Raw genomic sequence first — 20,085 nt, forward strand, 5'->3', positions numbered from 1 at the left:
TGCCCTGTGCGTGGGGGGTGTGGTCAGGGGTGGGGTGGGTGGTGACCGAGTCGGGGGGGCGCGTTCGGGGTCGGGTGGGTGCCGACGCCGCCGTCCGGGTGCGTCGACTGCGGGGTGTGGTCCTGCGCTGGGTGGTTGTCCTGCGGCGGGTGGTTGCCCTGTGCGTCCGGGGTGTGGTCGGAGGTGGGGTGAGAGGTGCCGGAGTCCGGAGCGTGGTCCGGGGTGGGGTGGTTCCCGGTGGAGTCAGGGGTGGGGTGGTTGCTGACCGGGTCCGGGGCGTGCTCGGGGGTCGGGTGCGTGCTGACCGGGTCCGGGGTGGGGTGGTTGCCCTGCGCGTCGGGGGTGTGGTTCTGCGGCGGGTGGTTGTCCTGCGGCGGGTGGTTGCCCTGTGCGTCCGGGGTGTGGTCGGGGGTGGGGTGGGTGGTGACCGAGTCGGGGTGGGGCGCGTTCGGGGTCGAGTGGGTGCCGACGCCGTCGTCCGGGTGCGCTGAGTGGGGGGCGTTGTCCGGGGTGGGGTGGGTGCTGACGGGGCCGACGTTGTGTGGGCTCGGGCTTGGGTTCTGGTCCGGGGTGGGGTGGGTGCTGACGCCGTCGGGGTGGCCGGAGTTCGGGTTGTGGCCCGAGTCGGAGGGGGAACCACCGTGGCCGGATTCGGGCGTCGAGCCCGTGTTGGGGGAGTGGGCCCCGGAGTACGGGTCGTGGTTGGCGCCGCCCTGGAAGCCCTCGTCGAACGGGGTGCGGTGTGCCGCGTCCGGTAGCGGTTGGGGCGTGGGCCTGGCGTGGTCGCCACCGGAACCGGAACCGGATCCTGAACCGGAACCCGATCCGGACCCGGACCCGGACCCAGTACCGGACCCGGAGTTGTTGTGCTCGGGGGTGGTGGAGGGGCCGTCGCCCGGGCGCGGAGCATGGGACGGGTTGTCGGAGCCCGAGCCCGAGCCCGAACCTGAGCCGCCGTGATCGCTCGCGCCGGAGCCGGAGCCGGAGCCGCTGCCCGAGCCGGAGTGCTCGCCGGTTCCGGAGCCGGAGCCGGAGTGTCCGCCGGAACCGGAGCCCGATCCGGAACCGGACCCAGACCCGGACCCAGACCCCGCACCCGAGCCGCTCCCGCCGCCGGAGCCGCCGTGCTCCCCGCCGCCGGAGCCGGCCCCTGAGCCGGAACCCGACCCGGCCCCCGAACCCGAACCGCCGTGTTCCCCGCTGCCGCTGCCGCTGCCGCCGTGTTCGCCGTCGCCGCCGTGCTCGCCGCCGCGGCCCGCCGCGTGGTCCAGGCCGCCGCGGGCGTGCTGGCCGGCCTTGCCGCCCAGGGCGTCGCGGAAGTTGGTGCCGAGGTTCTCGCCGGTGTTCTTGAGGGAGTCCGTGGCGGAGTCGGTGCCCGTTTTGAGGCTGCGGTTGACGTCGAACCCGTTCTGGGCGCCGAACGACATGTTGACGCCCTGGGCGATGGCGTCGGAGATCATCGCCTGGAGCGCGTCCATGGCCGGCTGCTTGACGGTGTTCACGATCGCCTCGACCAGTGCGTCGCGCGCTTCCTTGAGGATGCGACGGACGATGAGGCGAGTGACTTGTGTGGCGCCGGCCGCTGCGACTTCGGAGAGCCCGAAGGTGAACGGTGCGGCCGCCTGGGCCGCGATGATCTCCGCCGCGAGGATCGCCAACTGGGCGATCACCGCGACTTTCATCCCGACGATGATCACCGACCCGCCGTCCATCGCGACGGCGATCAACTCGGCCGCCTCACGGGCGTCGTTGAGGTAGCCGTTGCCGCCGTCGGAGAACTTGTCCCAGGTCTTGCTGAACCCGTCGATGCTGTCGCCGCTGTTCGCCGACAGGACGTTGCCGGCGGCGGTGACGCCCTCCGACTGGAGTTGTTCCACCGCGTTCGCGAACTCCCGCCACTGGCTGGCGGACTCGTTCATCTTGTCCTCGTCGCCCGTCGGCCAGTCGTAGCCGAGCATTTGGAGGACCCACTCCAGCCAATCCGGCAGCATCATTGACATTGGGAATCCCCCGTAGGACGGCGAAGCGGTGGGTGAGGTGCGGACGGCGGTCGCGCGCCCCGCCGGGGGCGAAGTGCACGGGTGCCGTGGGCAGTTGGGCAGGCAGGTGGTTCAGGTCGGTCAGGTCGTGATGGCCACTCGGGCCGGTGAGCGGTGTCCCGCCGCCGGCCGCCACGCAGCGGGACGGCTGGGGCGGACGGGACGAACGGGAAGATCGCGCCCGATGAGGTGGTGAGGCAGGACGGGCGCGGTGGTGGGCTCAGGCCCCGACGTTGGGGCGCTTGAGGGCGCTGATTTCCTTGCTCTCAGCTTCCTCGTTGGCGACGTGCTGCTGCATCAGGGCGTGGGTGAAGTCCTCGTTGCCCTCATGGTTGTCGGCCATGGTGTTCAACCCGCCGCCGATCTCCTGGAGTTTGGCGGCGAGGTGACCCATGGACTCGTACATGCCGTCGCGCAGGCCCTCGTAGACGACGCCGAACTTGGAGCCGATGTCGTCGTCGCCCCAGGGGGGCACGTCCTTGCCTTCGAGGTCAGTCAGACCGTTCTTCAGCTTCTCGACGGCGTTCTGATAGCGCTCGCCGATGTTGGTGAAGGCGCTGCCGCCCGACTTCAGTGACGGTACGTCTGCTTGCAGACCGTCGCCGGCCATTGCCGTTCCCCCCGCTCAGAGCTCGTTACATACCGTTGGGTCGTGGGTAAATTCTAGTCGCGCCGTTCAACTATCCATCAAGGCGCTTGTGTCACAGGGCCGTCACTGTTAAGTCGTCGTGCCGGCTGCATCCATGACCGTCATGTCACCCACACATCTGTTGCGCCCGTTGTGCCCACTCGTGTCGTGCCCACGTACGGACGGGTGGCGGGTGGCGGGTGACGGCGATGGGCGTTGGTCTCGGGTCGCGCCCGTCACGCCGTTCCGGGGCGGTACCACTGGCGGTAGACCGCGATGGCCGATTCCGGGGGGAAGTTGGGCACTGTGGTCACATCGCCGTTGGCCTTGGTGAGCACGATGTTGGTGCCGCCGGGGTTGGCGGGCGGGGCGGTGGGGTCCTCCGGGGCGGGCCAGCCGGCGTGGATGAGGTAGCCCTCGGCGAATTCGTGGACGAAGAGGGAGACCGGGCCGCCCGGTGAGCCGACCGGCGGGAAGTAGGCGCTGCCGATCTCCCGGGCGTGCTCGGCGGAGGTCGGGATCACCTTGGGCGGGGTGGCGCCGGGCTGTTGGCCGGGGACGGCACTCGGCGGGTACGGCGGCGGCACGGGCGGCTGGCCGCCGGTGGCTCCCTCCGGGGCTCCCGCGTTGCCGCTCGCGTTGCCGCCGTGGCTGGCGCCCGCGCCGCCGGCCGGAGTGCCGGATGCGGAGTCCGTCATGGAGGTCCCTCCCGTGTTGCCTGCTTGGTCACGTCGACTGCCTTGACGTGAGGTCACACCGGAGTCAAGGCCAAGTCAGAGCCCCGGCTCTGGACCCCCGGTCAACTTAGTCGACGCTCTGCGAGCGTACGTGGTTCACCTGCGCGGATGGTACGTGGGAGGGGTGGGAGCGATGGCGCTGGTGGGGAAAGGGTGGGGTGTTGTGGCGACTTGGGTGGATCGGTCGGTTCGGTCGGTTCGTCGATTCAGTGGCTTTGTTCCCTTCCTGTCATGTCCTGTCGCCGGCTGTCCCTACCGGTCCCCGAAGGGGGCGTCATCCGGTGGGTGTTGTAGGCGGGAGGTGCGGTCGGCGTCCCGGGTGCGATGGGCGTCCGGGAGTTCCGGGAGCTCCGTGGGCCCCGTGGGCTCCTCCAGGGTGCGGAGGGCGAACCACAGCTCCATACGGGCGTCGGGGGCGTCCAGGTCGGTGTCCAGGAGGGCGGCGATGCGGGTGATGCGTTGGCGGACGGTGTTGCGGTGGACGCCCAGGGCGGTGGCCGTGCGGTCCCAACTTCCGTGAAGGGCGAGCCAGTTGTGGAGGGTGGTGAGGAGGGGAGGGGAGTCGAGGAGGGGGGAGAGGAGGGACCGGGCGTGGTGGTGGGCGTCCGTGGGGTCGATGAGGGTGCGGACGCCGGGCGGGTCGGCGGCGTGATGGCGTACGGCACCGGTGCGGCGGGCGAGGGCGCGGCGGAGGGCGGTCGCGGCGTGCCGGTCGGCGGTGGGCAGTTCGGCCACCGGGACGGGGGCGCTGATGCCCAGCGTCCAACCGGGGAGGGCGACTGGCGCGCGGTCGGCGGATGCGTGGTCGGCCGGGACGAGGGCGCGTAGGGCGCTGCCCGGGGGCGGATCCGCGGCCACCAGCGGGGTATTGAGCGCGGCGGCCAGGGTGGCCGGTGTGCCGGGGGTGTCCCGACGGGGCGCGGCGTGGACGACGGTCCAGAGGGGAGGGCCGAGGAGTGGGGCGATGTCGGCCGGGCGGGCGCCGAGGAGGAGGTGGGCCAGGGCCGCGGCGAGTTCGGCGCCGGGCGGGCCGCCGGGGGCGTCGGCGCCGGTGATGGTGGTGGCGGCGGAGGGGCTGGTGATCAGAGAGAGGAGGACGGCGGCGACGCCGGCGATGGTGTGCGCGGGCGGGTCGTCGGGGCCGGTGGCGACCACCAGGGCGAGCCCCTGCTGGCCAGGTGTCCGCCCCGCTACCCCTCGCTCGTTCGCTGCCCCTCTCCCGTTGGCCACCGCCCGTTCCCCGTTGGCCGCTCCGCTCCCGTTGGCCGCCCTGTCCCCCTCCGCGGCTGCTCTCCTCTTCGGCCAACCCTGGCCTCCCGTAAGGCCGTAGGCGGTCAGGTGGGTGCCCGGGAGGGAGTCGGCGGCCGAGGCGGGGCCGTCGGCGGCGACCACGCCGGCCAGGCGGACGGCGGCGGCCCGGCAGGCGGCTGCGGGGAGTGCCCCGGCCGAGCCGTGTTCGGTGCCGTCGGGGGTGAGCAGCGCGGCCCAGCCGTGCGCGTGGCGGGCCAGCGCGCGGAGCACCGCGGTCGCCGGCTCCGGGCGGGCGGCGGCCGCGGCCAGGGCGCGCTGGGCCTCGCCGATCCGGGTCAGTTCGCGGTGCCGGGCCTCGGTGACGGCCTGCCAGACGGCGCTCTCCACGGCCGTGAACGGCGTCCCCTCCGGGACCTCGACGAGCGGCAGCCCGTGCCGTTCGCAGGCGTCCACCAGGGCGCGCGGGACGGTCCGGTGCACCGGCGCGATCCCGAAACCGAGGGCGGCGGCTCCGGCCGCGACCGTACGGGCGGCATAGCCGTCCAGGTAGGCGTCGAGGGCGTCGCCGTCCCCGGCGGCCACCGCCTCGGCCAAGTGGACACCGGCGGTCAACAGCAGCTCGCCGCCCAGGAGATACGGCACCGGGTCGGCCATCTCCGAGGTGTGCACCCAGTGGAGCGTCACGCCCTCGCGGGGGCCGGCCAGTTGGCGCAGACCCAGGTCCCTACGGGCCAGCAGGCCCGCCAGGGGGACCGGCGGGGTGGACGGCGGGGGGAGCGGGCGCGGCATGTGCGGATCCTCCACGTAAGGGGCGTCGGAGTGGAGGAAACGTACACTTCAGCGTCGCCCGCGCGCCTCCTAGGGTCAACGCCCGAGACGGGATGTCCCCACCGCCCCGCTCGCAACTCCCCTCCCTCACATCCACAGGTGCAACACCTCCGCCCTCCCCCTCTCCCCTTGGCGCAGCTCGCAGGCAACTGGAAGGGACGGCCCATGGCTGTCGACTACGCGGTGATCGTTCTCTACTTGGCCGGCATGCTCGGTATGGGCTGGTGGGGCATGCGGCGCGCCACCTCCAAGAGTGACTTCCTGGTCGCCGGGCGCCGCCTCGGCCCCGCGATGTACTCCGGGACCATGGCCGCGATCGTGCTCGGCGGCGCCTCCACCATCGGCGGCGTCGGCCTCGGTTACCAGTACGGGCTGTCCGGGGCCTGGATGGTCTTCACCATCGGCCTCGGGCTGTTGGCCCTGAGCATCTTCTTCTCGGCCCGGATCGCCCGGCTGAAGGTCTACACCGTCTCCGAGATGCTGGACCTGCGCTACGGCGGCGCCGCCGGGATCATCTCCGGCGTGGTCATGTGGGCGTACACCCTGATGCTCGCGGTGACCTCGACCATCGCCTACGCGACCATCTTCGACGTCCTCTTCGGGCTGGACCGCACGCTGGCGATCGTCCTCGGCGGGGCGATCGTGGTGGCCTACTCGACGCTCGGCGGGATGTGGTCGATCACCCTGACCGACATGGTGCAGTTCGTCGTCAAGACGATCGGGGTGCTGCTGCTCCTGCTGCCGCTCGCCGTCATCAAGGCGGGCGGCTTCGCGGGGCTCGTGTCCCAGTTGCCGGCCGACTACTTCGCCCCGTTGGGCATCGGCGGCCGCACCGTCTTCACCTATGTGCTGATCTACTCCTTCGGGATGCTGATCGGGCAGGACATCTGGCAGCGGGTGTTCACCGCGCGCAGCGACCGGGTGGCGCGCCTGGGCGGCACCGCGGCCGGCACGTACTGTCTGGTGTACGCGCTGGCGGGGGCGGTCATCGGTACCGCGGCCAAGGTCCTCTACCCCCAACTGGGCAGCCCGGACGACGCGTTCGCGACGATCGTGAAGGACGCGCTGCCGGTGGGGGTGCGCGGCCTGGTGCTGGCGGCCGCGCTGTCGGCGGTGATGTCGACGTCGTCGGGGGCGCTGATCGCCTGCGCCACGGTGGCCAACAACGACATCTGGGCGCGGGTGCGGCGGCTGCGGTCGCCGGGACCGCTGCGCCCGCGCCACGAGGCCCCTGACCCCCACGAGGCCCCTGACCCCCAGGAAGCCGCGCGGCCCCGCCAAGACCCCCGACCCCATGACGAGGTGCGCGGCAACCGGCTGTTCATCCTCTTCATGGGCGTCGCGGTGATCGTCATCGCGATCGCGCTGAACGACGTCGTCGAGGCGCTCACCCTCGCCTACAACCTCCTGGTGGGCGGTCTGTTGGTGCCCATTCTCGGGGGGCTGCTGTGGCGGCGCGGCAACGCCGCCGGGGCGCTGGCCGCGGTGGCGGTCGGCGGGCTGACCGTCGTCGGCCTGATGGTCGCCCTCGGGGTGCTCGCCAACGAGCCCATCTACTACGGGCTGATCGCCTCCCTCGTGGCCTACGTGGCGGTCAGCCTGGCCACCCGTCCCACGGACGCGGCGATCCTGGCGGCCTGGCAGGAGCGGCTGAGCCCGTCGGCCCCCGCCGCGTCGAGCGCCCCGGGCCCGTCCGGCAACTGACCACAACGACACGGAGAGAGCACCCCATGAGCACCGCCCCGACCCCCGCCCCCACGACCGTGCCGCCCCTCACGCCCCGTACAGGTGGCGACCTGGTGATCGAGTCGCTCACCGCGCTCGGCGCCGACACCGTCTTCGGGCTGCCTGGCCAGCACGCGCTCGGCCTGTTCGACGCGCTCCGGCGCGCGCCCGGCGTGCGGTACGTGGGGCTGCGGGTGGAGAACAACGCGGGCTTCGCCGCCGACGCCTACGCGCGGACCACCCGCGGGGTCGCGCCGCTGCTGGTCTCCACCGGTCCCGGCGCGCTGCTGACGCTGCCCGCGCTCCAGGAGGCGGCCGCCGGCTCGGCCGCCGTCCTGGCCATCGGCAGCCAGGTGCCGGTGGCCGGGCTCGGCGGCGGCCGCCACGGCTATCTGCACGAACTCGTCGACCAGCCGGCCGCGTTCCGGCCCGTGGTCAAGTCCGTGCACACGGTGCGTACGGCCTCCCAGATCCCGTCCGCGGTGGCCGCGGCGTGGGAGTCGGCGCTGAGCGCCCCGCACGGGCCGGTGTGGCTGGAGATCCCGCAGGACGTCCTCCTGGCACCGGTCGACGTCCCGGTGGTCGCCGAACTGGCCGCCTCCCCAAGGACATTGGCGCCGCGCCCGGAGGTGATCGCCGAGGCGGCCCGGCGGCTGGGCGCGGCCCGGCGGCCGGTGGTGCTGGCCGGCGGTGGGGTGGTGCGCGCCGGCGCGGAGGGTGAACTGCTGGCACTGGCCGAACGGTTGCGGGCGCCGGTGGCGACCACCTTCGGGGGCAAGGGCGCCTTCCCGTGGGAGCATCCGCTCTCCCTCCAGTCCTGGTTGGAGGACCGGTACGCCACCGACTTCCTGGAGGAGGCGGACGTCCTCCTGGTGGTCGGTTCGGGGCTCGGCGAACTCTCGTCGAACTACCACACGTTCCGGCCGCGCGGCCGCGTCCTCCAGATCGAGGCCGACCTCGGGAAGCTGGAGTCCAACCACGCCGCGCTCGGCATCCACGCGGACGCCCGCGCGGCGCTGGCCGCACTGCTGGCGGAGCTCCCGGAGCCGGGCCAGGACCCATGGCCGGAGCGGCTCCCGGAACAGCCGCCGCAGCGACTCCAGGGTCCGGGCCCCGATGCGCCGTCCCCCGAAGCCGCCGTCGCCGCACTGTTGGAGCGGGTGCGCGGCCGGCTGGACGGGCAGCGGCTCGACCTGGAGCGGGAGGCCCTCGCCGCGGTGCGCGCGGCGCTGCCCGACACCGCGGTGAGCTGCTGGGACATGACGATCCTGGCGTACTGGGCCTGGTCGGCCTTCGACCCGCGGCGGAGCAACGCGTTCCACTCCGCGCAGGGCGCCGGCGGCCTCGGCTACGGCTTCCCGGCGGCGCTGGGCGCGGCCCTCGCCGCCCCGGACCGCCCGGTGTTGGCGGTCTCCGGCGACGGCGGCGCGATGTACTCGCTCGCCGAACTGGCCACCGCGCGCCAGTACGACCTCCCGGTGACCTGGCTCATCGTGGACGACGGCGGCTACGGCATCCTGCGGGAGTACATGACCGACGCGTTCGGCGCGACCGCGGCCGAGGCCACCGAGCTGACCCGGCCGGACTTCGTGGCGCTGGCGGAGTCGTTCGGGGTGCCGGCGGTCCGGACGGACCCGGAGCGGCTCGGCGCGGACCTGGCGGCGGCGCTGGCCGCCCCCGGCCCCTCGGTCGTCGTCCTGCCGGCCCGGCTGCGGATGTTCGCCCCCACGCACCTGCCGGACTGACGCCGGGGGCAGCACCGGGCGCCAGGCGGGGGGCTCCGAAGGGAGAAGAAAAACCGGACCCGGAGACGAGGTCTACCGGGCCCGGAGGTGTGGCGGCGCGTTACGCCCCCACGCGCCCCTGCACCAGTTGGGAGAGCGCGGCGTGCACCTCGTCGACCGACCGTTCCGGCTGGAACGACTGCCAGTCCAGCGCGGCGACCAGCACCATGCCCAACAGGGCGGACGCGGTGAGCGGGACGTCGAGTTCGTCGCTCAACTCACCGGAGCGCACGGCGTCCTGGAGGACCGACTCGACCACCGCTAGGGCGCGGCCCCGTACGGAGGTGAGGGTGGCGCGCCAGGTGCGGTTGGTGCGCCAGAGTTCGGCGACGTAGAGCTGGGTGAGGGCGGGGGAGCCGGCGATGAAGTCCAGGCCGGCGCGGATCATCGCGTCGAGGGCGTCGACCCGGGTGCCGCCGCCGGCGACGGTGCCATCGGCGGCGGTGCGCAGGGAGGCGGCGAGCAGGTCGACGCCGTCCCGCAGGAGTTCCTCGTAGAGGACGTTCTTGCTGCTGAAGTTGTAGTAGACGGTGCCCTTGGCGACGCCGGCGCGGTCCGCGATCTCGTCGACGGTGGTGGCGGAGAAGCCCTGTTCGGCGATGAGGGTGACGGCGGCGTCGAAGAGCCGGCGCCGGGTCGAGGCACGGCGGGAGGCCGCGGGGGCGACGCCGGTGACGGCGCCGCCCCCGCTCCCGGAGCGGGTGCTCACAGGCTGAGCTCCGGGTGCAGGTCCTTCATCCGGACCACCTGGCGGCTGCGGGCCGCGAGGGCGGTCAGGGCCAGCGCGCCGAGCGTGAACGCGGCGAGCACGATGCTGCCCTGCCAGACGATGTCCAGGTCGCCGCCGGTGATCAGCCGTCGGAGGCCGTCGACGACGTAACTCATCGGCAGGAGCGGGTGCATGAAGGAGAAGAAGCCCGGGCTGGTCTGCACCGGGTAGGTGCCGCCCGCCGAGGTGAGCTGGAGCATCAGGATGACCAGCGTCAACACCCGGCCCGCCGGGCCGAAGAAGGCGCTCAGCAACTGGATGACGGCAGTGAAGCAGGCCGTCGCCAGCATCAGGAAGCCGATGGTGGCGCCCGCGCGCTCCATCTCCAGGCCGAGGGCCCAGTGCAGCACGGCCATCAGGGCCAGCACCTGGACGACGCCGATGGCGAACGCCGGCAGCCAGGAGCCGAGCGCGATCCGCCAGCCGGGCGCGCCCGCGGCCAACGCCCGCTTGCCGAGCGGCGCCAGCAGCATGTACGCGACCATCGCGCCGACCCAGAGGGACAGCGGGATGAAGTACGGGGCGAGGCCGGTGCCGTAGTTGGGCGCCTTGTGCATGGACTTGGCGGCCAGCTTGACCGGGTCGGACATCACGTCGGTCCGGTCGTCGCGGTCCTTCTTGTCGTAGTCCGGGATCTTGGCGACGCCGCTGTGCAGGCCGCTGGCCAACTGGTTGGCGCCGTCCTTGAGCTGGTAGAGCCCACCGCTGAGCTTCTCGGCGCCGTCGTGGGCGGTGCCGAGGCCGTCGTGCAACTGACCGGCGCCGTTGGCGAGGTCGCCGGCGCCCTTGTGGAGCTGGCCCGCGCCGTTGGCGAGGTCGCCGGCGCCCTTGTGGAGCTGGCCCGCGCCGTTGGCGAGGTCGCCGGCGCCCTTGTGGAGCTGACCGGCGCCGTTGGCGAGGTCGCCGGCGCCGTTGGAGAGGGTGCCCAGGCCGTTGGCGAACTGGCTGGCGCCGTCGGCGACCTTGTGGGCACCGGCGTTGAGCTGATTCAGCTTGGCCAGCTGGCCGTCCGCGTTCTTCACGACGTCCGGCACCTGGTCGGCGACCATCTGGGCGCCCTGGTGCACGTCGCGGAGCTGGGTGCGCAGGCGGCTGAGGTCGATGCCGGCGACGGCCTTGTTCAGCTGCTTGGCGTCGTTGGCGGTGTCGGTGGCGTCGCTCGCGTCCTGCTTCATCTTGGCGCAGTTGGCTTCGGAGTTGCCGCCCGTGCACTGCGCCGCGTAGAGCGACTGGTAGTTGTCGGCGGTCTTCTGCGTTCCCGCCGCGACCTTGGGGGCATTGGTCAGCCTGCCGAGGAAATCGTCGAGGTCCTGGGTCACGTTGGCGACGACCTGCGCGAACTTGGCGACCTTCTCGCCGTGCTCCTTCAGGAAGGGCAGGTCCTTCTTGGCAACGCCGTCAACCGTGTCGACGAGTTGCTGAGTGCCGTCCGCGACCTGGCTCGCGCCCTGGCTGAGTTCCTTGGCCTTGGAAGCGGCCTGCGCGGCGCCGTTGCTCAGGTCTCCCGCGCCCTTGTCCAGCTTGCCGGCGCCGTTGCTCAGGTCTCCCGCGCCCTTGTCGATCTTGCCCGCGCCGTTGCTCAGGTCCCCCGCGCCCTTGCCCAGCTTGCCGGCGCCGTTGCTGAGGTCGCCGGCGCCCTTGTCCAGCTTGCCGGCGCCGTCGTTCAACTTGTTCAGGCCGTCGGCGAGTTCGCCGGACTTCTGGCTGGCGGTCCCCAGCCCGTCATCCACCTTGCCCGCCCCGTCGGCGGCCTTGGCGGTCTCGTCGTGCAGGTCCGAGAACGACACGAAGATCTTGTCGAAGAAGGCCCGGGTGGACTTCGCCGACGTCTTGGCGCGGATCTCCGAGAACACCGTCTTGGAGATGGAGCCGACGATGTAGTTGTTGGCGTCGTTGGTGCGCACCTGGAGCGCGCCGGTCTGCGGTTCGTTGCCGCCGCTGGAGGCGATCTTCTGGCTGAAGTCCTTGGGGACGGTCAGCGAGAGGTAGTACTTGCCCTGCTCCAGGCCCTTGGCGGCGTCCTTGGAGCTGACCTCCTTCCAGTCGAACGTCTTGCTGTCCTTGACGTTCGACGCCAGGTCGGCACCGGCGGTCAGCTTCTTGCCGTCGGAGGTGGCGCCCTGGTCCTCGTTGACCAGCGCGACCGGGATCTTGTCCAGCCGCGCGTACGGGTCCCAGAAGGAGCAGAGGTAGAGCGCTCCGTACAGCAGCGGGATCAGCATCAGGGCGACGAGGCCGAGGCGGGGGAGTGTGCCCCTGCCGAAGCGCCTGAGCTCAAGCGCGGCCAGTTTCGGCGAACGCATGCGCCGCTTCCTCCTCGTGGGTTTCGGGCTGGTGGGTCTCGGGGGTGGCGGCCGCGGCGGTCGACACGACCAGGGCGTCCGCCGGGGCGTCGGAGGCGACGGCGACCACGGTGGTGCCGGTCAACGCCACGTCCCGCAGCAACTGCCAGGCGGCGGCGCGCTCTTCGGACGACAGCTTCAGGTCGAGGTCGTCGACGGCCAGCAGGCGCGGCTGGTGCATCGCCGCGAGCGCCACCGACAGGCGCAGCGCCTCCAGTCGCTCCAGGTCGCGGACGCAGGTCCGCAGGCCCTTGGGCAGGGTGTCCGGGTCGAGGCCGGCGGTCGCCAGCGCGGCGTCGACCAGGGCCCGGGTGGCCTCCTTGCGGCGGCGGCCCCACAGGGGCGTGCCGCGGTGGCCCAACAGGGCCTGTTCCTGGAGGTGTTCGGCGACGGTGAGGGCCGGTTCGAGGTCGGCGACGCCGGGCACGTGCGCGACCGCGGTGCGGCTGCGGACCGCTCCCATCCGCTTGGGCAGCGGGAAGCCGGCGACCGCGGCGGCGCCCGCGGTGAGCCGCATCCGTCCGGTGAGCGCGAGCAGCAGGCAGGTGCGGCCGGAACCGGACGGTCCCTGCACGGCGATCAGCGACCCGGGGTCCGCGGTGATGTCGACGCCTCTGAAGGCCCACCCGCGTGGGCCCTTCACTCCGATTCCCCGGGCGTTGACGGCCGCCCCCTGACGGGTGGTCTCCACAACCCCTCCTTTTGATCTGACTGGTCAGTCTAAAAGTGTGCCGTACGCGGGCCCTCGTTGACCAATCGGGGGCGGCGCACGGCCGGAAATCGACGGTCCGGCCGGAAGTCGACGAATCCGCGGGGAAACGGGTGACCGCAGGGACGGTCGGGCCATAGGGTGCGCAGACGTCGGTCAGAGCCGAGGCTGGGTCCGGGCCGCAGACGCGGCCCGGGCGCGCGGGGACGGAGAGCCATGGACCACACGGAGCGGACGCCGCACCACCACGACCACGCCGCCGTCGGACGCATACCGTCGGCCCCTCGCACCGACCCCCGCCGCCCGCGCGGCCCGCTCGCCGCACTGCTCGCCGGCACGCTGGTCGCGGCCCTCGCCCCCGCCGCCCCGGCCGTCGCCGCGGACCGCCCGCCCACCGCCGACGGCGCCCAGCGCTCCTGCACCGCCCCCGGTTGGGCCGCCACCGCCACCTCCCCCGAAGCCACCGGCGACTACCACGCCTACGTCGGCAACGGCTACCTCGGCGGACGGGTGCCGCCCAACGGGACGGGCTACGCCGCCCCCGGAGGCACCACCGGCTGGCCGCTCAAGACCCCCGCATACGACGGCTCGTTCGTCTCCGGCCTCTACGCCAAGGGCCCGGCCGACCTCAAGGGCCGCCAGGCCATCGCCGCGCTCCCCACCTGGAGCACCCTCGACGTCGCCACCGGGGGCACGCACGCCGAGACCTTCTCCTCGGCCACCGCCCCGGTCCGCCTCACCCACTACCGCCAGACCGTCTCGCTGCGCTGCGGCACCGTCCGCACCTCGCTGACCTGGACCGCCGCCGACGGCCGTGCCACCGACCTGGTCTACGAGGTGCTCGCCGACCGGGCCGACCCGCACACCGCCGCGGTCCGGCTGCGGATGACGCCCCACTGGAGCGGCGAGGCGACCGTCACCGACACCCTGGACGGCCGCGGCGCCCGCCGGATACACCCCGCGGGGCCGGCACCGGGCGGACGCGACGGCACCGTCGCGGTCGGCTTCCGCACCGACGGCACCGACACCGCGGGCGCCGTCGCCTCCACCCTCCGCGCCGGGGACGGCGTCCACGCCGGCGGGCCCCGCCCCGAGCCGCGCGCCGGAACCGCCCGCTCCGGCGCCTCGACCACCGCCCAGGACCTCACCGCCCACCAGCGGCTGACCTTCCCGGTCCGCAGCAACCACACCTACGAGCTCACCAAGTACGTCGGCGTGGACGCCGCGCTCACCTCCCGTACGCCCCGCACCGCCGCCGAAACCGCCTCCCGCCGGGCCGCCGACCGCGGGTGGACCGCCCTGACCGCCCAACACCGCGCCGCCTGGCGGGCGTTGTGGCGCAGCGACATCGAGGTGCCCGGGCAGCCCGCCCTCCAGTCGTGGATCCGCTCCGCCGAGTACGGCCTGCTGTCCGCCACCCGCCGCGGCAGCGCCAACAGCGTCGGTCCCACCGGCCTGACCAGCGACAACTACGCCGGCGAGATCTTCTGGGACGCCGAGACCTGGATGTACCCGGGGCTGCTGGCCACCCACCCCGACCTCGCCCGCTCGATCGTCGACTACCGCTACCGCACCCGGGACGCCGCCCGCGCCAACGCCCGCCGCCTCGGCTACCGGGGCCTGTTCTACTCCTGGACCAGCGGCAGCACCGGCGACCTGTGGACCGAGTGCCACAGTTGGGACCCGCCGCACTGCAGGACCCAGAACCACCTCATGGGCGACATCTCGCTGGCCGCCTGGCAGTACTACCTCGCCACCAAGGACACCGCCTGGCTCACGTCCCGCGGCTGGCCCGTCCTCCAGGGCATCGCCGACTTCTGGGCCTCCCGCGCCACCCGCAACGCCGACGGCAGCTACTCGATCAAGGACGTCGCCGGCCCCGACGAGTACAGCAACGGTGTCAACGACGGGGTCTTCACCAACGCCGGCGCCGCCACCGCCCTGCGCCACGCCGCCCGCGCCGCCGCCCTCCTGGGCCGGCCGGTCCCCGCCGCCTGGAAGACCGTCGCCGACAAGCTGCGCATCCCCTACGACCCCGCCAAGAAGGTCTTCGAGCAGTACGCCGGCTACAAGGGGACGACCATAAAGCAGGCCGACACGGTCCTGCTGATGTACCCCCTGCAGTGGCCGATGACCCGGCAGCAGGCCGCGGCCACCCTCGACTACTACGCGGCCCACACCGACCCCGACGGCCCGGCCATGACCGACTCCGTGCACGCCATCGACTCCGCCGCCCTGGGGGAGCCGGGCTGCGCCACGTACACCTATCTCCAGCGCGCCATCCGGCCGTTCGTCCGCGGCCCGTTCGCGGAGTTCTCCGAGGCCCGCGGCGCCAAGGCCGGCGCCGGCGACCCGCACGCCGGCCGCCCCGCCCAGGACTTCCTCACCGGCAAGGGCGGCTTCCTCCAGGTCTTCACCCACGGCCTGACCGGCCTGCGGATGGCCGAGGACCGGGTCCACCTGGACCCGCTGCTGCCGCCCCAACTGGCCGGCGGCGTCACCCTGCGCGGCCTGCACTGGCAGGGCCGCACCTTCGACGTCGCGCTCGGCGCCCACCACACCACCGTCACCCTGACCGCCGGCCCGGCCCTGCCGCTGGCCACCCCCGAGGGCGACAAGCTGGTCAGCCGCGGCGTCCCCGCCGTCCTCAAGACCCGCCGCCCCGACCTCGCCCCGACCACCGACGTCGCCCGCTGCGCCACCGCCACCGCGACCTCCGAGGAGCCCGGCTCCTACGCCGCCGCCGCGGTCGACGGCAACGCCACCACCGCCTGGGTCCCGAACGCCGCCGACGGCACCCTCACCGTCGACCTCGGCCGCACCGTCACCGTCGGACAGATCACCCCGCACTGGACCGCCACCCGCCCCCGCTCCTACAACGTCCAGGTCTCCCGGGACGGCACCCACTGGACGGGCACCGGCTATGCGGGCCGCAGCCCGGCCCGGTACGTCCGCATCGTGGTCCACGGGGACACCCGGCCCGCGCCCGGCGGCAAGCCCGCCCCGCACCCGGGCCTGGCGGAACTGGAGGTGGCCCGGGCCCGGTGAGCCAGCTCCGGTGGCCACACCCCGGTGCCCTGGTCCGGGGCATCCCGTAGGGGATCTTCGGCCCGCCCTGCGGGATGTCCCGGATTTCGCGCGTCGGATTATTGCGGCGGGATGAAATCCCGGGCCCCGGGCGTTGGCCCGTGCGAACAGACGACGCACGGGAGGCATCGGGTGGCGGGGACGGACACGACACACAAAGGCTGGGCTCGGCGGCTGAGCCGGGACTGTTGGCGCTACCGCAGGGACGCCCTGCTGGCGCTCCTCGCCTCGCTCGCGGGGATGGCCGTCATGGCCCTCGTCCCGCTCATCCCGAAGCTGATCATCGACGACGTGATCGTGCGGCACGAGCGGTCCCTCGCCCCCTGGGCGACGCTCCTGATCGCCGCCGCCGTCGTGGTCTACGTCCTCACCTACCTCCGCCGCTTCTACGGCGGCCGGCTCGCCCTGGACGTCCAACACGACCTGCGCACCCGCATGTTCGACGCGATAGCCCGGCTCGACGGCCGCCGGCAGGACGAGCTCAGCACCGGCCAGGTCGTGGGCCGCGCCACCAGCGACCTCCAGCTCATCCAGAGCCTGCTGTTCATGCTCCCGATGATGATCGGGAACGTCCTGCTCTTCGCCGTCTCCCTGGCCGTGATGGCCTTCCTCTCGCCGCTGCTGACCGTCGTCGCGCTGGCCGTCGCCCCGGCCCTGTGGCTCATCGCCCGGCGCAGCCGCACCCGCCTCTTCCCCGCCACCTGGTACGCCCAGGGGCAGGCCGCCGCGGTCGCCACCGTCGTGGACGGCGCGGTCTCCGGCGTCCGGGTCGTCAAGGGCTTCGGCCAGGAGGACCAGGAGACCGGCAAGCTCCGCGCGGTCAGCCGCCGACTGTTCGCCGCCCGGCTGCGCACCGTCCGCCTCAACTCCCGCTACACCCCCGCCCTTCAGTCCGTCCCCGCCCTCGGCCAGGTCGCGATGCTGGCGCTCGGCGGCTGGATGGCCACCCAGGGCCACATCACCCTCGGCACCTTCGTCGCCTTCTCCACCTACCTCGCGCAGCTGGTCGGCCCGGTCCGGATGCTGGCGATGATGCTGACCGTCGCCCAGCAGGCCCGGGCCGGCGTGGAGCGGGTCTACGAGCTCATCGACACCGAGCCGACCATCACCGAGCGCCCGGACGCCCACGCGCTGCCCGCCGACGCCCCGGCCACCGTGGTCTTCGACGAGGTGACCTTCGGCTACGGCCCCCACCACGCCCCGGCCGCCGCCCCCGACGCGGCCGGCCGGTCCGACGCCGACGCCGACGCCGCGCCCGCACCCCGCCCCGTCCTGGACGCCTTCTCGCTGAGCATCGACGCCGGCGAGACCGTCGCCGTCATCGGCACCTCCGGCAGCGGCAAGTCCACCGTCTCCCTGCTGCTGCCCCGCTTCTACGACGTCACGGCCGGCCGCGTCCTGGTCGGCGGCCACGACGTCCGCGACCTCACCCTGGAGTCGCTGCGCGCCGCCATCGGCCTGGTCCCCGAGAGCAGCTTCCTGTTCTCCGACTCCATACGGGACAACATCGCCTACGGCCACCCCGAGGCCACCGACGAGCAGATCCGCGCCGCCGCCCGCGCCGCCCAGGCCGACGGCTTCATCACCGAGCTCTCCCAGGGCTACGACACCGAGGTCGGCGAGCAGGGCCTGACCCTCTCCGGCGGCCAGCGGCAGCGGATAGCGCTGGCCCGCGCCATCCTCACCGACCCCCGGCTGCTGGTCCTCGACGACGCCACCTCCGCCGTCGACGCCCGCGTCGAGCACGAGATCCACGAGGCGCTGCGCGGCGTGATGGCGGGCCGGACCACGCTGCTGATCGCCCACCGCGCCTCCACCCTCGCCCTCGCCGACCGGGTCGCGGTCCTCGACGGCGGCCGCCTGGTCGACATCGGCACCCAGGAGGAGCTCGCCGAGCGCTGCCCCCTCTACCGCCGGCTGCTGACCGACCCCGAGGAACTGGGCGGCGTCCCGCACGACCCCGCCGGCGCCGTGGCCGGCTCCTTCGACGGCGAGTACGCGGCATCCGGCACCACCGCCCTGCTGGAGCCGGCCACCGACGACCCCCGCCGGTTCCGCACCGAGGCCCTGGTCGACGCCGATCCGGACGGGCCCGCCGAGGACCCCGCCGCCGCGGCCGCCACCGGCGGCATCACCCCCGAGCTGTGGGTCCGCCGCGAGCAGGAGGCCGAGGAGGGCGCCGCCGGCACCGCGCCCCGCGCGGCCACCGCCGCCGGCCCCGGCGTCGCCGCCGCCATGGCCGGCACCCCCGCCACCCCCGAACTCCTCGCCCAGGTCGCCGCGTTGCCCCCGGCCACCGACACCCCCGACATCGACGAGGCCGCCGCCGTCCGCCCCGAGCGCTCCTACGGCCTGCGCCGGCTGCTGCACGGCTTCGGCGGGCCGCTGCTGCTGGCCTTCCTGCTGGTCGCGGTGGACGCCCTCGCCTCGCTGCTGCTGCCGGTCCTCATCCGACAGGGCATCGACGACGGCGTCCGGCGCGGCGTCCTCGCCGGCGTGTGGACCGCCGCCGCCCTCGCCCTGGCCGTGGTCATCGCCCAATGGGCCGCCCAGATCGGCGCCAACCGCATGACCGGCCGCACCGGCGAACGCGTGCTGTATTCGCTCCGGTTGAAGATCTTCGCCCAGCTCCAGCGCCTCGGCCTGGACTACTACGAGCGCGAGCTGACCGGCCGGATCATGACGCGGATGACCACCGACGTCGACGCCCTGTCCACGTTCCTCCAGACCGGCCTGGTCACCGCCGTCGTCTCGGTCCTCACCTTCCTCGGCATACTCGTCGCCCTGCTCGTCATCGACGTCCAGCTCGCCCTGGTCGTCTTCGTCACCCTCCCCCCGCTGATCCTCGGCACCTACGTCTTCCGCAAGCGCAGCGTCAAGGCGTACGAGCTCGCCCGCGAGCGGATCAGCACCGTCAACGGCGACCTCCAGGAGAACGTCGCCGGGCTGCGGATCGTCCAGGCGTTCCGCCGCGAGGGCCACGGTTCGCAGCGGTACGCCGCGCACAGCGACGCCTACCGCCGGGCCCGGGTGCGCGGCCAGTTCCTGATATCCGTCTACTTCCCCTTCGTCCAACTGCTGTCGTCGGTGGCGTCCGCCCTGGTGCTGATCGTCGGCGCCGACCGGATCGCCGGGCACACCCTCAGCGTCGGCGCCCTGGTCGCCTACCTCCTCTACATCGACCTGTTCTTCGCCCCCGTCCAGCAGCTCTCCCAGGTCTTCGACGGCTACCAACAGGCGTCCGTCTCGCTCGGCCGGATCCGCGAGCTCCTCGCCCAGCCCACCTCCACCCCGCCCGCCGCTGACCCCCGCCCGGTCCCCGCACTGCGCGGCGACATCACCTTCGACGGCGTCCACTTCCACTACGGTGACCACGACGAACCGGCCCTGACCGGCGTCGACCTGACCATCCCCGCCGGCCAGACCGTCGCCTTCGTCGGCGAGACCGGCGCCGGCAAGTCCACCCTCGTCAAGCTGGTCGCCCGCTTCTACGACCCGACCTCCGGCGCGGTCCGCGTCGACGGCACCGACCTGCGCGAGCTGGACCTGACCGGCTACCGCCGCCGGCTCGGCGTCGTCCCCCAGGAGTCCTACCTCTTCGCCGGCACGGTCCGCGACGCCATCGCCTACGGCCGCCCGGACGCCACCGACGCCGAAGTGGAAGCCGCCGCCAGGGCCGTCGGCGCCCACGCCATGATCGCCACCCTCGACGGCGGCTACCTCCACGAGGTCGCCGAGCGCGGCCGCAACCTCTCCGCCGGCCAGCGCCAGCTCCTCGCCCTGGCCCGCGCCGAACTCACCGCCCCCGACGTCCTGTTGCTCGACGAGGCCACCGCCGCCCTGGACCTGGCCACCGAGGCCGTCGTCAACCAAGCCACCGACCGGCTCTCCGCCCGCCGCGCCGACACCGGGTCCCGCACCACGGCCAGCCCCTCGCCCGACCACCACCCCTCACCGAGCGCTGCCGCGCGCACCACCCTGATCGTCGCCCACCGGCTCACCACCGCCGCCCGCGCCGATCGGGTGGTGGTCCTCGACCGCGGCCGGATCGCCGAGGACGGCACCCACGCCCAACTCCTCGCCCACGGCGGCCGGTACGCGGAGCTGTGGCGGACCTTCACCGGCGAGGAGGAGGCCCTGCGGGTGTGAGCGCCGCGCGCGGGCGGGGGCTGGTGGCGCCCCGGAT

General features: G+C 73.5%; 11 protein-coding genes. 4 read left to right on the forward strand and 7 right to left on the reverse strand.

Annotated features, from left to right (window positions below; translation table 11 throughout):
- Nucleotides 1-23 precede the first annotated feature (23 nt).
- The 4 genes from PV796_RS24925 to PV796_RS24940 all read right to left on the reverse strand — a co-directional run bounded on the left by PV796_RS24925 (nucleotide 24) and on the right by PV796_RS24940 (nucleotide 5,444).
- Nucleotides 24-2,000, reverse strand: a complete 1,977-nt coding sequence (locus PV796_RS24925; RefSeq protein ID WP_274915605.1) for a WXG100-like domain-containing protein — start codon at nucleotides 1,998-2,000, stop codon at nucleotides 24-26.
- A gap of 259 nt (nucleotides 2,001-2,259) precedes the next feature.
- A complete protein-coding gene (locus tag PV796_RS24930) occupies nucleotides 2,260-2,649 on the reverse strand; it encodes a hypothetical protein (RefSeq protein ID WP_274915607.1) in 390 nt (129 codons plus the stop codon).
- A gap of 254 nt (nucleotides 2,650-2,903) precedes the next feature.
- Complete coding sequence (locus PV796_RS24935) at nucleotides 2,904-3,365, reverse strand: hypothetical protein (protein ID WP_274915608.1); 462 nt, start codon at nucleotides 3,363-3,365, stop codon at nucleotides 2,904-2,906.
- 291 nt (nucleotides 3,366-3,656) lie between these two features.
- Nucleotides 3,657-5,444: a PucR family transcriptional regulator gene (locus PV796_RS24940; RefSeq protein WP_274915609.1), complete on the reverse strand. Its 1,788-nt coding sequence runs from the start codon at nucleotides 5,442-5,444 to the stop codon at nucleotides 3,657-3,659.
- Nucleotides 5,445-5,648: 204 nt separating this feature from the next.
- Between PV796_RS24940 and PV796_RS24945 the strand changes: the two genes are divergently transcribed.
- Together PV796_RS24945 and PV796_RS24950 are read left to right on the forward strand one after the other, a co-directional pair.
- On the forward strand, nucleotides 5,649-7,187 hold the full coding sequence (locus PV796_RS24945; RefSeq protein ID WP_274915611.1) for a sodium:solute symporter: 1,539 nt from the start codon (nucleotides 5,649-5,651) through the stop codon (nucleotides 7,185-7,187).
- 26 nt (nucleotides 7,188-7,213) lie between these two features.
- A complete protein-coding gene (locus tag PV796_RS24950; RefSeq protein ID WP_274915613.1) occupies nucleotides 7,214-8,953 on the forward strand; it encodes a thiamine pyrophosphate-binding protein in 1,740 nt (579 codons plus the stop codon).
- A 100-nt stretch (nucleotides 8,954-9,053) separates the two neighbouring features.
- On the opposite strand, the gene PV796_RS24955 is transcribed toward PV796_RS24950, so the two are convergent.
- The 3 genes from PV796_RS24955 to PV796_RS24965 are packed head-to-tail and all read right to left on the reverse strand — an operon-like array spanning nucleotide 9,054 to nucleotide 12,794.
- Complete coding sequence (locus PV796_RS24955; RefSeq protein WP_274915615.1) at nucleotides 9,054-9,701, reverse strand: TetR/AcrR family transcriptional regulator; 648 nt, start codon at nucleotides 9,699-9,701, stop codon at nucleotides 9,054-9,056.
- Nucleotides 9,698-12,064, reverse strand: coding sequence for a YhgE/Pip domain-containing protein (locus PV796_RS24960; RefSeq protein ID WP_274915616.1), 2,367 nt, complete (start codon nucleotides 12,062-12,064; stop codon nucleotides 9,698-9,700). The genes PV796_RS24955 and PV796_RS24960 overlap by 4 nt, the downstream gene beginning before the upstream one ends.
- Nucleotides 12,036-12,794 (reverse strand): ATP-binding cassette domain-containing protein, encoded by a 759-nt coding sequence (locus PV796_RS24965; RefSeq protein ID WP_274915618.1) that lies wholly within the window; start codon nucleotides 12,792-12,794, stop codon nucleotides 12,036-12,038. Before PV796_RS24965 ends, PV796_RS24960 begins: the two co-directional genes overlap by 29 nt.
- 234 nt (nucleotides 12,795-13,028) lie before the next feature.
- Here PV796_RS24965 and PV796_RS24970 point away from each other — a divergent pair, with 234 nt between their 5' ends.
- Together PV796_RS24970 and PV796_RS24975 are read left to right on the forward strand one after the other, a co-directional pair.
- Entirely contained in the window at nucleotides 13,029-15,860 is a 2,832-nt protein-coding gene (locus tag PV796_RS24970; RefSeq protein WP_274915620.1) for a discoidin domain-containing protein, read from the forward strand.
- Nucleotides 15,861-16,031: 171 nt separating this feature from the next.
- The gene (locus PV796_RS24975; RefSeq protein ID WP_274915622.1) at nucleotides 16,032-20,048 is read left to right on the forward strand and encodes an ABC transporter ATP-binding protein; all 4,017 of its coding nucleotides are present in this window, start codon (nucleotides 16,032-16,034) and stop codon (nucleotides 20,046-20,048) included.
- Nucleotides 20,049-20,085 lie beyond the last annotated feature (37 nt).

The organism is Streptomyces sp. WZ-12 (genome assembly GCF_028898845.1).
Taxonomy (GTDB): Bacteria; Actinomycetota; Actinomycetes; order Streptomycetales; family Streptomycetaceae; genus Streptomyces.